Raw genomic sequence first — 12,759 nt, 5'->3', positions numbered from 1 at the left:
AGACTGTCGAAAAAATTATTTACATTTTTTTATCATCAATTGAATTCAGCCATTCTTCAATTTCCCCAGCCACCGACTCAACGCAGCCTTCCTCGAATGGCGAAATCAGGTTAGCCTGTTTCACAAGTTCCGTAAATGGCATGCTGCCGCCAAGCTTGCAAAGCTTGAGATAATCAGCCCATGCGCTTTCACTGTTTTCGCGGGATCTCTTCCAAAACTGGAAGGCACAGATTTGAGCCAGCGTATAATCAATATAATAGAATGGAGAATTATAAATATGGCCCTGCCTTTGCCAGAAGCCCCCGGACTCCAGGTAAGTATTCCCGTCATAATCTTTAAGAGGAGTATATTTCTTTTCAATTTCCCGCCATTGCTGCTTGCGCTCTTCTGGAGTTGCTTCCGGGTTTTCATAGACCCAATGCTGGAATTCATCAACGGAAACACCATATGGAAGGAACTGCAGCCCGCTGCCCAAGTGTGCGAACTTATATTTATCCGTGTCTTCCTGAAAGAACAGTTCCATCCATGGCCATGTAAAGAACTCCATGCTCATCGAGTGGATCTCGCAAGCTTCGTACGTTGGCCAGTAGTATTCAGGAATGTCAAAATGACGGCTGGAATACACCTGGAACGCATGGCCGGCTTCATGCGTCAATACATCGATATCCCCTGATGTACCATTAAAATTCGAAAAGATAAATGGTGACTGATAACCTTCAATATATTCGCAATACCCGCCGCCAGCCTTACCTTTCTTTGCCACTAAATCCATCAGATTGTTGTCTTTCATGTATCTGAAAAATTCGCCCGTTTCTGGCGAAAGCTCATCATACATTTTTTGGCCATTGTCGATAATCCAGTCAGGGTTCCCTTTTGGTGCTGCATTTCCTGTTTTGAATTCGAAAGGTTCATCATAATACTTCAGTTCTTCCACGCCTATCCTTGCCCGCTGTCTCTCTTTCAGCCTTGAAGCGATCGGTACTATATATTTTTCGATTTGCCTTCTGTAGCCCGCTACCATTTCTGCATCATAGTCGGTTCTGAACATACGGAAATATGCAAGTTCAACAAAGTTTTTGTATCCAAGCTTATGGGCAATTTCGGTCCTGACTTTCACCAACTCATCATAAATCCGATCAAATTCATCGCTGTGCTGCGCAAAGAATGCGAACTTCGCTTCAGATGCCTGCCTGCGAGTATCCCTGTCTACCGATTCTGTGAAGGCATCAAGCTGAGCAAGCGTTCTTTCTTCACCTTCAAACTGGATTTTAGCTGAAGCGACAAGCTTTGTATATTCAGTGGAAAGCTTATTTTCTTTTTGCAATAGCGGAACAATCTCGGGTGTAAAGGTTTTAAGCTGAGCTTCGGCAAGTGCAAACAGCTGTTTCCCCCATTTTTCCTCCAGCTCTTTCCTGAAAGGTGATTTGACAAGCTCTTCATAATACTTTGTTACAAGGCCTTCGACGTTAGGAGCAAGTTCATCAAGGTAATCCTGCTCAGCCTTATAGAACTCATCATTTGTATTAACCGTGTGGCGGATATTACATAAATTAAACATGGTTGAAACCTTGTTCCTCAGCCCATTGATTTCCTCCATTGCTTCCACCTGGCCTTGTGCAGAATCAGCATTCCTGAATACAGCCAAAGCCTGTCCGAAGTTTTTCGTGAGAGCCTCAAAGTCAGGCCTTGTGTATGTATAATCTTCAAATTTCATTCTTTTCGCCTCCTTGTATCCATAATTTATTCGACATTAGAAAAGTATTTCCTTCTCCGAAGTATCTTCAATTTTCGCGCATGTAAAAAACGGCTTAAAAAGATAAGCCGTTTAGTTTAATATTTTCCCGCTGACAAACCAAGCTTCTTCAGCAGCATAATCGCCGTGTTTTTCTCCTCTTCTGATAAAGCCCCCATCAATTCATGTATATTTTGACTGTGTTCAGGAAAAATGTCTTCAATCAGCTTTTTACCAGTTTCAGTAATTTGAGCGTATGTTACCCTCCGGTCATTGGGACAGGCAATCCTCTTAAGCAATTCTTTTTTCTCAAGCTTATCTACAACATAAGTAATGCTGCCGCTCGCAAGTAGGATCTTGCCCCCAATTTGCTGAAGCGGCTGGTCACCTTTGTGATACAGCAGCTCAAGGACGGCAAATTCGGTCGGATTCAGCCCGTTATTCTGGATTACTTTATTAACATGTTCGTTTATGGCACGATAAGCTCTTGAAAGGACAATAAACAGTTTTAATGATGTATTTACTGATTCATCTATCATGGTATTCATTCCTTTAATAGCAGGTTAATTCGAGTATATATCATAGTACCTCTTTTTTACAGCAGTGGAGCCTACCATGTAGTTTATCGTATCTCCTCCGCCGATGCAATAAGGTGCGGGCTCAAGAGCCCATCTATCGCAGGGGTTTAAATGTCCCACCCTTATGGGAAGATACCTTCATACACTATATAAAGAATTAGGAGCTGCAATTATGAAAAAAAGGCTTTTCGAAAACTTGGTTGATCCTCGCAGCGGTGGCGGTCTTGCTAGCCATCATGCTTTTTTCGAGCTATAACAGCTTCGTCAATGAGGAAGAAAGCGTGAACAGTGCCTCCGCCCAAATCGAAAACCAGCTTCAAAGAAGGCTGGATTTAATTCCGAACCTCATAAATACGGTAAAAAGGCTATGCTTCACATGAAAAAGACGTAATCAAGGAAATTTCGGATGCTAGAGCAAAACTTGCAGGTGCCCGCTCACCTGAAGACGAAGCCACAACGAATGCCGAGCTTTCCTCTGCGCTCAGCCGCCTGCTAGTCGTAGTGGAAAACTATCCAAACCTTAAAGCAGATAAGCAGTTTACGCAGCTGATGGATGAACTCGCCGGAACCAAAATAGGCTGTCAGTAGCCCGAAAAGATTATAACGACCAGGTTTCCAGCTACAACAAAAAAGTAAAAAGGTTTCCGGGTGCACTAGTTGCTAGCATAACCGGTTTTGATGAAAAAGAATACTTCAAGGCAGACCCGCGTGCCGCCAATGAACCTTCTGTTGATTTTTGGGGCAACGGGTAATGAACCCAGCAAAGGCATTGCGCCTTTCCATAGTTTTATTTTTTCACATTTTTCCTATAATGAAAGAACGCAAAATCAGGATTGAAGTCGGGTACGGCCTGGAAGGGATCATCCCGGACGGCAAAGCTGGCCGCCTGTTGATGAACAGGCTCTTCCCTACCTTCAATCGGATCAGCCCAATCTAGCCGTCATGAACACCTACCAGGCTCTGGGACAGGAGGTTTCCGGAACAGGTGAATTCAGCGGCAGGGATAAGGAAGATGAATCCCCCATCCCCTCATGGCTCATTATCCTGTGCGTTGTCGGGCTTGTTTTCCTCGACATTACTTTCTTTGGCGGAACCTTGTCGTATCTACTCCTGTCCGTCCTTACCCGTGGGGGAGGAAAAGGAGGACCAAGAGGGGGAGGCGGAGGTTCTTCGGGAGGCGGAGGTGCGAGCCGTGGATGGTAGAGCTCGTATAAAGACAAAAACCATTTCAATGAGGAGAAACTTGCTGTAAGATTACTTGTATATATGATTACAGGTAAAGAAGGCGATTTCTATGGTCCAACGTGCCGAAGCTGTCCGGCCGCAGCAAATGAGTAAAGGAAAGACAGCGTATAAAATACTATTTATCATAGGGATGTGCCATTTGCTGAATGATTCCATTCAGGCAGTCATTCCGGCAATGTTCCCAATCCTCGAAAAATCGATGGGGCTGTCGTTCACACAGCTTGGGATCATTGCGTTTGCTTTAAACATTGTTTCTTCCATCCTGCAGCCTGTGATTGGGATGGTCACGGATAAAAGGCCAATGCCCTATGCCCTTCCGCTGGCGCTTGCGTTCACCTTTGTTGGTGTATTAATGCTCGCAGCTGCACCGAATTTTGAAATGATTATCCTTTCGGTTATCCTGATAGGACTTGGTTCAGCGGGCTTTCACCCGCAGGGCTCACGGGTTGCTTATATGGGTGCTGGGCAGAGGAGAGGCCTTGCCCAGTCCATCTACCAAGTAGGCGGCAATTCCGGACAGGCCCTTGCCCCGCTAATTACTGCACTTATACTTGTTCCATTCGGACAAAAAGGAGCATTCTTTTTCTCGATTGTTGCAGCTGCTGCTGTAGGGCTTCTTGTGTATATTGCCAGATGGTATAGCCTGAAGCTTGGTGAGGAACAGCGGCAGGCGAAAGGAAAAAGGACTGTACAAAAGAGATCGAGAAAAGTGGTTAAATCTGTGAGGATTTCACTAATTTTGATTTTGTTCCTTATTTTTGCCCGATCCTGGTATATAGCAGGAATGACCAATTTCTATTCCTTTTTCGCTATTGATAAATACGGATTGACAATAAGCGAGGCCCAAATGTTCCTGTTCGCGTTTCTTGTGGCTGGTGCTGTCGGAACCTTTTTCGGCGGACCACTCGCAGATCGTTTTGGAAAGAAAAATATTATCCTGCTGTCCATGCTTGGCACATTGCCGGTTACTGTGGTCCTTCCTTTCGTTTCAGCAGCTGCGGCATTCTTTCTCCTTATCCTAAGCGGATTTATCCTAATGCTGAGCTTCTCGGTAACGGTTGTCTATGCCCAGGAGCTTGTACCAGGAAAAATCGGTACAATGGCTGGCCTTACAGTTGGTCTTGCCTTCGGAATGGGAGCAGTCGGATCGGTTGGCCTAGGCTATCTGGCAGATATTATCGGCCTGCCAAATACCATTATCTTGACAGGTTTTTTACCCTTTCTTGGCATTCTGACCATGTTCCTTCCATCCGATGATACACTTGAGTCATGGAATAGACAGTAATAATGAAAATGGGCGGGCCTTCTTCATCGAAGGTCCACCCATTTTTTTATATTTTTTGGATCCTTTCAAGCAACTCTGCCTTTTCTTCGCCATTCAGCAATCTTTCTGCCATTGGGAACAAAATGCTTTCTTCTTTCGCAAAATGGTCGATCAACGTATCGCATGCCTCTCTGATTAAAGCGCAGTCACTTAGCATTTCTTCTTCCGGATAGCCCTCGATTCCTGATTTAGTATTTTCAACGAAGGTACCAATCAAGGATTTAGCCCGGTCATGTTCATACTCCATAACGGCAATTGGCCCCATTTCCCTGCCTATATAGGCTGCCATCATGTCAAACAGAACAGTTTCCTCCCTAGTCGAGTGCGGTTCAAGCTCCGAGAGAAACTCTAATACAGCCGACCTTAGCTCTTTGAATAATTCAGCATTACAATTTCTTACTATCGTCAATGTCCTATCCATCAGACCATCTATCAAGCTTAACAACGGCGGATGTTCATTTTTCAACTGCTCAAGACCCTTTGATAATTGACCAGCATATTGTCCTGAAATCGTTCCGAAACAACCTTCCATTTCTATTCAACCCCCTATTATGGTATATGCCCTTAGTATAAGAAGAAAAAGAAAGCTTTGTAGTGACCCTTATCACAATAAACGAAAGCATTCGGAAAATTGTTCACTATAATTTAACATATTTTCTGCCAATATTTCATTTTCGTGCATATACTTACAGTACAAGACGCACACAACCAAGGAGGGAAAGAATGCAAAATCCTTTTTATAATGACTTTTATGGCAAGGCTCTCATTCCTGCCGGGCTAGGGGACATTAGCTTTCTCGGCGAATTGGGAACAGAAGCGACGCATTGGTTTGTTGCTATTGAAGGCCGGGAGCTTACCAAGAGGAAATACCACGAATGGAGAGTCCACATTTTTGCTGCTGACCGTTATGGCCACTTTAATGCGAATGCCCCTATTTTCTCAACCCCCTACTTAAATGCTTTTGAAGAAGCAATGGAGGAAGCTCGCAGCTTTGAGGAAGAAGCAAGGAATGACAAAATATCGTCACTGTGCCTCGAAGAAAAAATCAGCTGATTATCATACATCCCCTTTTGGCTTAGGCCTTCTTTTTGAACCCCTTTGTGAAAAACACTACATAAAAGAAATCCTCTGGATCACTCTATATTTATTTCATGTTTACAGGTATCCTTGATGGAAAAAGATAAGTATAGAAGTTGAAAGAAGGTGACAATCTTGAATCCATTAAAAGTGAATGGCAAGTTCAGCCTCGGAAAACTGGTAGTAAATGTACTGATCCGGTTGCTGGTGGCTCTATTGTCGGTTATTTCGCCATCCGTAATTCCCAGGAAGTATACAGAATGCTTGAGAAGCCGGACTTCTCTCCTCCCACATGGGTCTTCCCATCTGTATGGACAAGCCTGTATGCTTTAATGAGAGTGGCAAGCTACAGAATTTCCATGAAAGCTGAAATTGACAAAACAGCGAAAGACAGCTTGATTCCTTATGGGGTTCAGCTTGGACTGAATTTTCTCTGGTCATTTTTATTTTTTTAGTGGGGGTCTTCGCGATACCGCACTGGTAGATATGTCTATACTTCTTGCCATGATTACCCTGACTGCCTATCAATTTGATAAAGTGGATAAGCCGGCTGGCGCTGCAATGGTGCCGTATATCCTCTGGTTAGGCCTCGCCCTTGGTCTGAATGCAGCGATTTGGGAGCTCAATAGATAATCCTGGTATGTTAAAGGAAAAAGCACTGGAGCTGATCATCCAGTGCCTTCTTCTATGCAAGCCTAAAAACTATGCCATGCCCGCCTTTGGGATATTCCCATTTGATGTTTTGGTACGGGCAGCCAATCCGGCAGCTTCCGCATTCGTGACATCCTTCGTAACCCACCTGCATGCGTTTTCCTTCCCATTTGTAAACCTCTGCTGGGCAGAAAACAGTACAGAACTTCTCAGGGCATTGCGTCATGCAAACATCATGGTCAAGGACAGTCAGATGTGATTTTGTATCGCATTTAAAACGGAGAAGATATTGTTTTTCTTCGATGTTCTTTGTCGACATTATTTCACCGCCTTCCATGCCCGGTAAATATCCTTGAGAACCTTGAAGGTACCCCTTTCATCAGTCACACTCTTAAGCACTTCTTTCTGCTTTTCGCGCTTTGATGTTCCGTCTACTGTAAAAAACTTGCTCGCAGCACGATTCATCATCGGGACGTAGTCCCTTAAATATTGAGGATGCTTTTCAAATATATGCGCTGCGTCCTTGTACTTTTCCAAATCCTTCATAATAAAACTGCCGTAGAGCGCGTCCTTGTATCGGTTCAGGCTAGCCTCACTGTAATTATCATCTTTCTTTGCTTCAATGATTGCTTCGGCCGCCATTTTTCCTGAAGACATTGCCATATTGGAACCTTCGCGATGAATCGCATTGACAAGCTGGGCAGCATCCCCCACGACCACTACCCCGTTTCCGGCTACCTTTGGCACGGATCTATAGCCTCCTTCCGGAATCAAATGTGCAAGATATTCTGCAGATTCTCCCCCTTCAAGGTATGGCTTGACCATTGGGTGTGTCTTTAGATAATCAAGAAGATCATATGGCTTCAGCTTTGCCTTGATCATGCTGGAAAGCGTGGTTCCCACACCGATATTCAGACTGTCTTTGTTTGTATACAGAAAAGCGGTGCCAAGATTCCCTTTTGTCGAATCCCCAAAAATTTCAACCGTACACCCCTGGTTTTCTTCAAGATTAAAGCGATCGTTAATCTTTTCCTTTGGCAGGTTGACCACTTCCATAACAGTCAATGCTACTTCGTCTGGACGGAACTCTTTATGGAAACCAAGCTGCTTTCCAAGAAGCGAATTCACTCCATCCGCGAGTACTACTACATCCGCATACACTTCACCGTCAGGGCGGTCGGTTCTTACTCCAATGACTTTTCCATTCTCAACAATACACTCGGTGACGACGGTCTCATTAATAAGGAGGGCCCCGGTTTCCACTGCCTTACGGGCAAACCACTGGTCGAATTGGGCCCGTAGCACGGTGAAGTTATTATAAGGCTCCTGTCCCCACTCAAGCCCTTTATACCCGAATTGGACGACAGATTCCTTGTCCATCATCCAGAACCTTTGCTCGATGACAGGCCTTTCAAGCGGAGCTTCTTTCCAGAACTCCGGGATGAGTTCCTCCATTTGCTTACGATACAGCACGCCGCCCATTACATTTTTGCTTCCGGGGTACTCCCCTCGCTCAATGAGAAGGACGTTTAGGCCATTTTTTGCACAAACAAAAGCGCAGGATGTTCCGGCAGGTCCCGCACCAACCACAATGACATCAAATTTTTCAGACATAGCTGATTTCCCCGCCCTTCTCCTTGATCAGTTCCTTAAATTTCTCGATCAGTTGGGGTACTATTTCAAAAGCATCCCCGACAAGTCCATATGTCGCCACATCAAAAATAGGTGCATCCGGATCTTTGTTAATGGCAATGATGAGTTCGGAATTTTTCATGCCAACAACATGCTGGATCGCACCGGAAATTCCGATGGCAAAATAAATTTTCGGGGTAACTGTCTCTCCTGTCTGGCCAATCTGCTGATCATGCGGGAGCCAGCCTGCCTCGACAACATCCCTCGTTCCGCCGACAGTGGCCCCGATTGTTTTAGCCAATTCATGAATCAGCATGAACCCGTTTTTATCTCCCATCCCTTTGCCGCCAGCGACAATCACATGGGCTTCGGCAAGATTTGCAGTCTTTGTTGTTTCTTTCACAATTTGAAGCACTTTTGTCCGCATCTCGCTTTCCTCAAGGTGAATTTCTTCTTCGATGACTTCCCCTTTTCTCGACGCATCAGGTTCTAGCGCTTTCATAACCTTTGGGCGAACTGTCGCCATTTGCGGCCTGTGTTTTTTACAAAGAATAGTGGCCATTATGTTTCCTCCGAAAGCTGGGCGGCTTGCCTCCAGCAGCCTTTTTTCCGGGTCGACATCAAGCATGGTTGTATCCGCGGTAAGCCCTGTGCTCAAATCGGTCGCCACAGCACTCGCCAGGTCTTTCCCGTTCGGTGTGGCGCCATACAGAAAGATTTCAGGCTTATATTTTTCTGCCATAGCGACAACCGCTTTCATAAAAGCTTCTGTACGATAAAGCTCCAGCACAGCATGGTCAGCCATGTAAACGATATCTGCACCGTATTCGATTACCTTTGCTGAAATCTTTCTTACGTCATGCCCCAACAATACACCGGCAAGCGGTACCTCCAATTTATCTGCAAGTTTCCTCCCTGCACCAAGCAGTTCAAGCGATACGCCTTCAACTTTTCCGTCAGTCACCTCAATGAATACCCAGATCCCCCGGTTCTCTTCCATTACTTCTCCCCCTTTTTAAGCCTTAAAACAGAATAGGTCGATTTTCTCCTCTAAAAGCTTCATGAGTTCCTTTATCTGCTCCGTCGGCTCCCCTTCAATTTTTTTGCCTCCCTCCGGCCGAGGCGGACTGAACATCTTTCCGACAATCGTCGGGGATCCTTTCAGGCCAAGCTGGGCTCTGTCTACTTCCCCCAAATCCGCAACAGACCAAATAACCGGTTCATAGCGCGCTGCTTTAATCATGTTCGGCATGGGGGAATAACCTATATCGTTGATTTCTTTTTCTACAGTCAAAAGGCAGGGAATCTGCGACTCTATCAGTTCATATCCATTGAGTTGCTTTCTTTTCACCACAATCTTTTTCTCATCACTATTGATTTTCGAAACCTCAATCACATTTGTGATGGGTGGAATATCAATCCTTCTGGCAATTCCCGGGCCCACCTGGCCAGTATCTCCGTCAATCGCATGCTTTCCGCAAATGACAAGATCAACTGGACTCTCCTGCTCTATTTTTTCCAATGCCTTTGAAAGGGCATAGCTTGTGGCAAGGGTGTCTGCTCCTGCAAACGCCCTATCCGAGATAAGATAGCCGCGGTCTGCCCCAATTTCAACACTCTTTTTTATCACAGCAACAGCCTGGGGCGGCCCCATTGAAAGGACTGTGACAGTCCCGCCTGTCCTGCTTTTGATTCTTGCAGCTTCCTGGACAGCATGGGCATCATACGGATTGAGAATGGCTGGAGCACTTCTCCTGTCAAGCGTATTCGTCTTGGGATTGATCTTTATGATCTTTGTGTCAGGTACCTGTTTCACACATACAACAATATGCATCCTTCTTTTGCCTCCCCCACATGCAAACCGTTTTTAAACGGAAAGATATATATAAATGCATTTACTACGGTATATGAAAGATTTTCAGTCTATAGTACAACTGAATGCGGACAATATGGGTCCATAAAAAATAAGACCACTGCCTGTACTGGCAGTGGCCTTATTAGAAAGATTCATCATGTTGCTGTATATTCTTGTAGATTAAATAATACGCGCCGGGTTTTTAAACTTGTTCATCAGCAGTATCATCTGGCGGACAAAAATAAGCCCGCTCTGTTTGCGTTGCTGCCGTCTCTTATGGGAGTCCTGACACAGGAAAATAAGCCTGTCCAGCTCCTGGCTGCAGCATATCGTCTCTTCACTGTTTAAACCAGTCGCGCGCGCACAGGCAATCATTTCATCTCTCTTCAGTTGGATTTTTTCCATAAGAGCACTGTTTGTATCGCGCACCTGCAATTCCTCCTATTAATATCCCATCTTTATTCTCGTATAAGTTTTGAAAGGCTACTAAAGAAGTATTACAGATATTTGAAGTAATGTAAATAGAATCGCAAAACTAGACATTTTTTTCAAACATTCATCTAACAATTCGACAAAAACCTGATGGGGCCTACATCTATTTTTCCATCATTCATGCTGAATACCAATTTTTCTATTTTAGAAGCAAAAGAGGAAACAGATATGCGAAAGAAGCTTAGCGAATGAAATATTATTTCAGTAGAGCAAGTTTCCCTTGTCGCCGGTTACACTTATCCATACAAACTAGGGGGTTTTGATATTGTAGAAGCCTAAGCTGGTATTGAAATAAAAATTCAGACGCCTCCAATACTTTCTTCGCCTGGAATGCCGTTCGAGCCCAGACGGTAATACCGTGGTTTCGTATGAGCACTGCCCCAGTATCTTCATGAATATGCTGGGAAAATGCTTTGGCTAACGCGGGAATATGGGAATGGTTTTGGATGATGGGAATCCTTAATACAGCATCTTCTTCCCATTTTTCAAATGCCTTGATCAATTCCTGTCCTTGAAACACTACTTCTCCGCTGTCTCCGTATATTTCCGAAATCACATTATTTTCGATTGTATGGACATGGAGACTGCATCCGGCAGCAGTGCGATGGTATATCTCGAGATGAAGGAGTGTTTCTGCCGAGGGTCTTAGAGAAGTAAATTCAACGGCCCGGCCTAGTCCATCCACCAGGAGAAACTCTTCGCTACCTTTTTTCCGTTTATCAATGCCGCTTGGAGTCACATAAATTTGCAATGGACGGTCACTTACTCTAATGGCAAGATTTCCGCTTGTGCCCATGAACCAATCGCGTTCTGCAAGTTCTTGTTTCACTTCAGCAAGCTCTTTCCATTTCTGCTCCCTTAAGTTCATCGAATCACTCCTGCTCCAGACCTCAGTGTTTCCAAACAGTCATAAAACGTATGAAATGGTGAGTGCCGGATTCCCAGCTCTTCGCATTTTCCCTGAAGAAAATCTCTTGCCAATACAAAATCAGCCTCGCTCGCAGCAGCAAAATCCGTAACAGAATCGCCAATGACAATCTTGTATTGATCCCGACCTGCCAGTTTCCGCATAATGGAAGGCTTGCATAAACCGCAGCCGGCGAGGCAAAGCTCATCGCATTCATGAGGCCAGCTGACCTTAATCGTTTTACCTGAAAAATCGGAGGTGTTGCAATAGACTCCTGAGAAAGGCCCATATTTTTCAAGTGTGGGATACACAAAGAAATCAATTCCGCCGCTGACAATATAAAGAGGAATCTTTTCCTCACGGGTGAAGGCCACGAATTCACTGAAGCCCGGCCTTACGATGGCATGTTTTATTGCATATTCGGAAATCTCAGCCTTCCTGGCTGTCGGTAGGAGGGAGAACATTGCGCCAACGCCTTCTTTAATCGTCATTCTCCCGGTCAGCACTTCTTCTTTCAAGTTCTCCCACCCAGGAGGGGCGAATTCGTTCATAATACGAACGATATTATCCTTTTCAGTTACAGTGCCGTCGAAATCGCAAAAAATGACCGTATTATCCATTCCATTTATCCCTCCATATTTGCCCCGCTGCTGCAATGGCTTCATTCTGTCCACCCTTTAACACTATATTCTCTTCCAAGTTCATTTTTCGGGGTTCATAATCAATATGATATTTTTCAGCTAACTTTTTCATTTCACTGTGATAATCATTGATTAACTTTTGATATTCCATCATTTTTTTATTAGATTTTCTGATCATTTCCTCATCATTTTTCTCCAGCGCTTCCTTTTCCATTAAAAGTGCCTCATGGAAAGTTTCGGTTGCTTTGATGATTAATCGTTTGGACTCCTCTAATTCTTCTATGCCTGTTTCTATACTTTTAGCTTCCTTCACAGCTTTTTCATAGGTTGGTATTGTATTAGTGACAAGCTCAGTATGGAGAGTCAAATCATCAGTGAAATTTTTGCCTGAAACAGAAGCCAATGATTCAAAAGCCTCCATTTCGTAATCAGACGCTTGTTGGGCTTCGTCATTTACAAACCTCAAGATCTCTCTTTGCTTTTCTTTTTTTATTCGCTCTTGCTGTTCAGCTTTCCCTATACCGCTTTTTTCTGTGTTTAGTTCCACACTGCACCCTGATAAAAGCACAGCGAAAACGAACGCCATTGCTAAATGCTTCACAATCCTAGTCCTTTCACAAACACT

17 protein-coding genes and 1 pseudogene are annotated in these 12,759 nt (G+C 44.4%); 7 read left to right on the top strand and 11 right to left on the bottom strand.

Annotation, left to right across the window (positions count from 1 at the left end; all coding sequences use genetic code 11):
• Positions 1-19 precede the first annotated feature (19 nt).
• Together D1970_RS02915 and D1970_RS02910 are read right to left on the bottom strand one after the other, a co-directional pair.
• Positions 20-1,714: a M3 family oligoendopeptidase gene (locus tag D1970_RS02915; protein ID WP_119111381.1), complete on the bottom strand. Its 1,695-nt coding sequence runs from the start codon at positions 1,712-1,714 to the stop codon at positions 20-22.
• Positions 1,715-1,830: 116 nt separating this feature from the next.
• Entirely contained in the window at positions 1,831-2,271 is a 441-nt protein-coding gene (locus tag D1970_RS02910; protein ID WP_119111380.1) for a MarR family winged helix-turn-helix transcriptional regulator, read from the bottom strand.
• A 275-nt stretch (positions 2,272-2,546) separates the two neighbouring features.
• Here D1970_RS02910 and D1970_RS02905 point away from each other — a divergent pair.
• The 4 genes and pseudogenes from D1970_RS02905 to D1970_RS02895 all read left to right on the top strand — a co-directional run bounded on the left by D1970_RS02905 (position 2,547) and on the right by D1970_RS02895 (position 4,840).
• A pseudogene (locus tag D1970_RS02905) lies at positions 2,547-3,062 on the top strand (LemA family protein).
• Positions 3,062-3,247 (top strand): TPM domain-containing protein, encoded by a 186-nt coding sequence (locus D1970_RS22740; protein ID WP_246370100.1) that lies wholly within the window; start codon positions 3,062-3,064, stop codon positions 3,245-3,247. The pseudogene D1970_RS02905 and the gene D1970_RS22740 overlap by 1 nt, the downstream one beginning before the upstream one ends.
• A gap of 5 nt (positions 3,248-3,252) precedes the next feature.
• Positions 3,253-3,513 (top strand): hypothetical protein, encoded by a 261-nt coding sequence (locus D1970_RS22735; protein WP_246370101.1) that lies wholly within the window; start codon positions 3,253-3,255, stop codon positions 3,511-3,513.
• Between the two features lie 91 nt (positions 3,514-3,604).
• Positions 3,605-4,840 carry an MFS transporter gene (locus D1970_RS02895; protein ID WP_119111379.1) on the top strand — a complete coding sequence of 412 codons (1,236 nt, stop codon included), beginning with the start codon at positions 3,605-3,607 and terminating at the stop codon, positions 4,838-4,840.
• A gap of 46 nt (positions 4,841-4,886) precedes the next feature.
• Here D1970_RS02895 and D1970_RS02890 read toward each other — a convergent pair whose 3' ends face one another.
• Positions 4,887-5,411, bottom strand: coding sequence for a hemerythrin domain-containing protein (locus D1970_RS02890; protein WP_119111378.1), 525 nt, complete (start codon positions 5,409-5,411; stop codon positions 4,887-4,889).
• A gap of 191 nt (positions 5,412-5,602) precedes the next feature.
• On the opposite strand from D1970_RS02890, the gene D1970_RS02885 reads away from it, so the two are divergent.
• From D1970_RS02885 to D1970_RS22730, 3 genes are all read left to right on the top strand, one after another.
• Complete coding sequence (locus tag D1970_RS02885) at positions 5,603-5,932, top strand: hypothetical protein (RefSeq protein WP_119111377.1); 330 nt, start codon at positions 5,603-5,605, stop codon at positions 5,930-5,932.
• 140 nt (positions 5,933-6,072) lie between these two features.
• Complete coding sequence (locus tag D1970_RS02880) at positions 6,073-6,411, top strand: TspO/MBR family protein (protein ID WP_259339544.1); 339 nt, start codon at positions 6,073-6,075, stop codon at positions 6,409-6,411.
• A gap of 31 nt (positions 6,412-6,442) precedes the next feature.
• Positions 6,443-6,589 carry a tryptophan-rich sensory protein gene (locus tag D1970_RS22730; protein ID WP_259339543.1) on the top strand — a complete coding sequence of 49 codons (147 nt, stop codon included), beginning with the start codon at positions 6,443-6,445 and terminating at the stop codon, positions 6,587-6,589.
• A gap of 52 nt (positions 6,590-6,641) precedes the next feature.
• On the opposite strand, the gene D1970_RS02875 is transcribed toward D1970_RS22730, so the two are convergent.
• From D1970_RS02875 to D1970_RS02840, 8 genes are all read right to left on the bottom strand, one after another.
• Positions 6,642-6,926 (bottom strand): ferredoxin family protein, encoded by a 285-nt coding sequence (locus D1970_RS02875; RefSeq protein WP_119111376.1) that lies wholly within the window; start codon positions 6,924-6,926, stop codon positions 6,642-6,644.
• Complete coding sequence (locus D1970_RS02870) at positions 6,926-8,221, bottom strand: FAD-dependent oxidoreductase (protein ID WP_119111375.1); 1,296 nt, start codon at positions 8,219-8,221, stop codon at positions 6,926-6,928. Before D1970_RS02870 ends, D1970_RS02875 begins: the two co-directional genes overlap by 1 nt.
• Positions 8,214-9,239 carry an electron transfer flavoprotein subunit alpha/FixB family protein gene (locus D1970_RS02865; protein ID WP_119111374.1) on the bottom strand — a complete coding sequence of 342 codons (1,026 nt, stop codon included), beginning with the start codon at positions 9,237-9,239 and terminating at the stop codon, positions 8,214-8,216. Before D1970_RS02865 ends, D1970_RS02870 begins: the two co-directional genes overlap by 8 nt.
• Positions 9,240-9,254: 15 nt before the next feature.
• A complete protein-coding gene (locus tag D1970_RS02860) occupies positions 9,255-10,073 on the bottom strand; it encodes an electron transfer flavoprotein subunit beta/FixA family protein (RefSeq protein ID WP_119111373.1) in 819 nt (272 codons plus the stop codon).
• A gap of 201 nt (positions 10,074-10,274) precedes the next feature.
• The gene (locus tag D1970_RS23255) at positions 10,275-10,523 is read right to left on the bottom strand and encodes a Spo0E family sporulation regulatory protein-aspartic acid phosphatase (RefSeq protein ID WP_374978532.1); all 249 of its coding nucleotides are present in this window, start codon (positions 10,521-10,523) and stop codon (positions 10,275-10,277) included.
• Positions 10,524-10,782: 259 nt separating this feature from the next.
• Complete coding sequence (locus D1970_RS02850; protein WP_119111372.1) at positions 10,783-11,454, bottom strand: methylthioribulose 1-phosphate dehydratase; 672 nt, start codon at positions 11,452-11,454, stop codon at positions 10,783-10,785.
• Positions 11,451-12,113 carry a 2-hydroxy-3-keto-5-methylthiopentenyl-1-phosphate phosphatase gene (locus D1970_RS02845; protein ID WP_119111371.1) on the bottom strand — a complete coding sequence of 221 codons (663 nt, stop codon included), beginning with the start codon at positions 12,111-12,113 and terminating at the stop codon, positions 11,451-11,453. Before D1970_RS02845 ends, D1970_RS02850 begins: the two co-directional genes overlap by 4 nt.
• Positions 12,106-12,735, bottom strand: coding sequence for a hypothetical protein (locus D1970_RS02840; RefSeq protein ID WP_142920990.1), 630 nt, complete (start codon positions 12,733-12,735; stop codon positions 12,106-12,108). Before D1970_RS02840 ends, D1970_RS02845 begins: the two co-directional genes overlap by 8 nt.
• Between the last annotated feature and the right edge of the window lie 24 nt (positions 12,736-12,759).

The organism is Mesobacillus zeae, assembly GCF_003570705.1.
Lineage (GTDB): Bacteria > Bacillota > Bacilli > Bacillales > Cytobacillaceae > Mesobacillus_C > Mesobacillus_C zeae.
The sequence above is the reverse complement of the archived record's forward strand: the minus strand, read 5'-3'. Positions and strand labels throughout refer to the sequence as shown.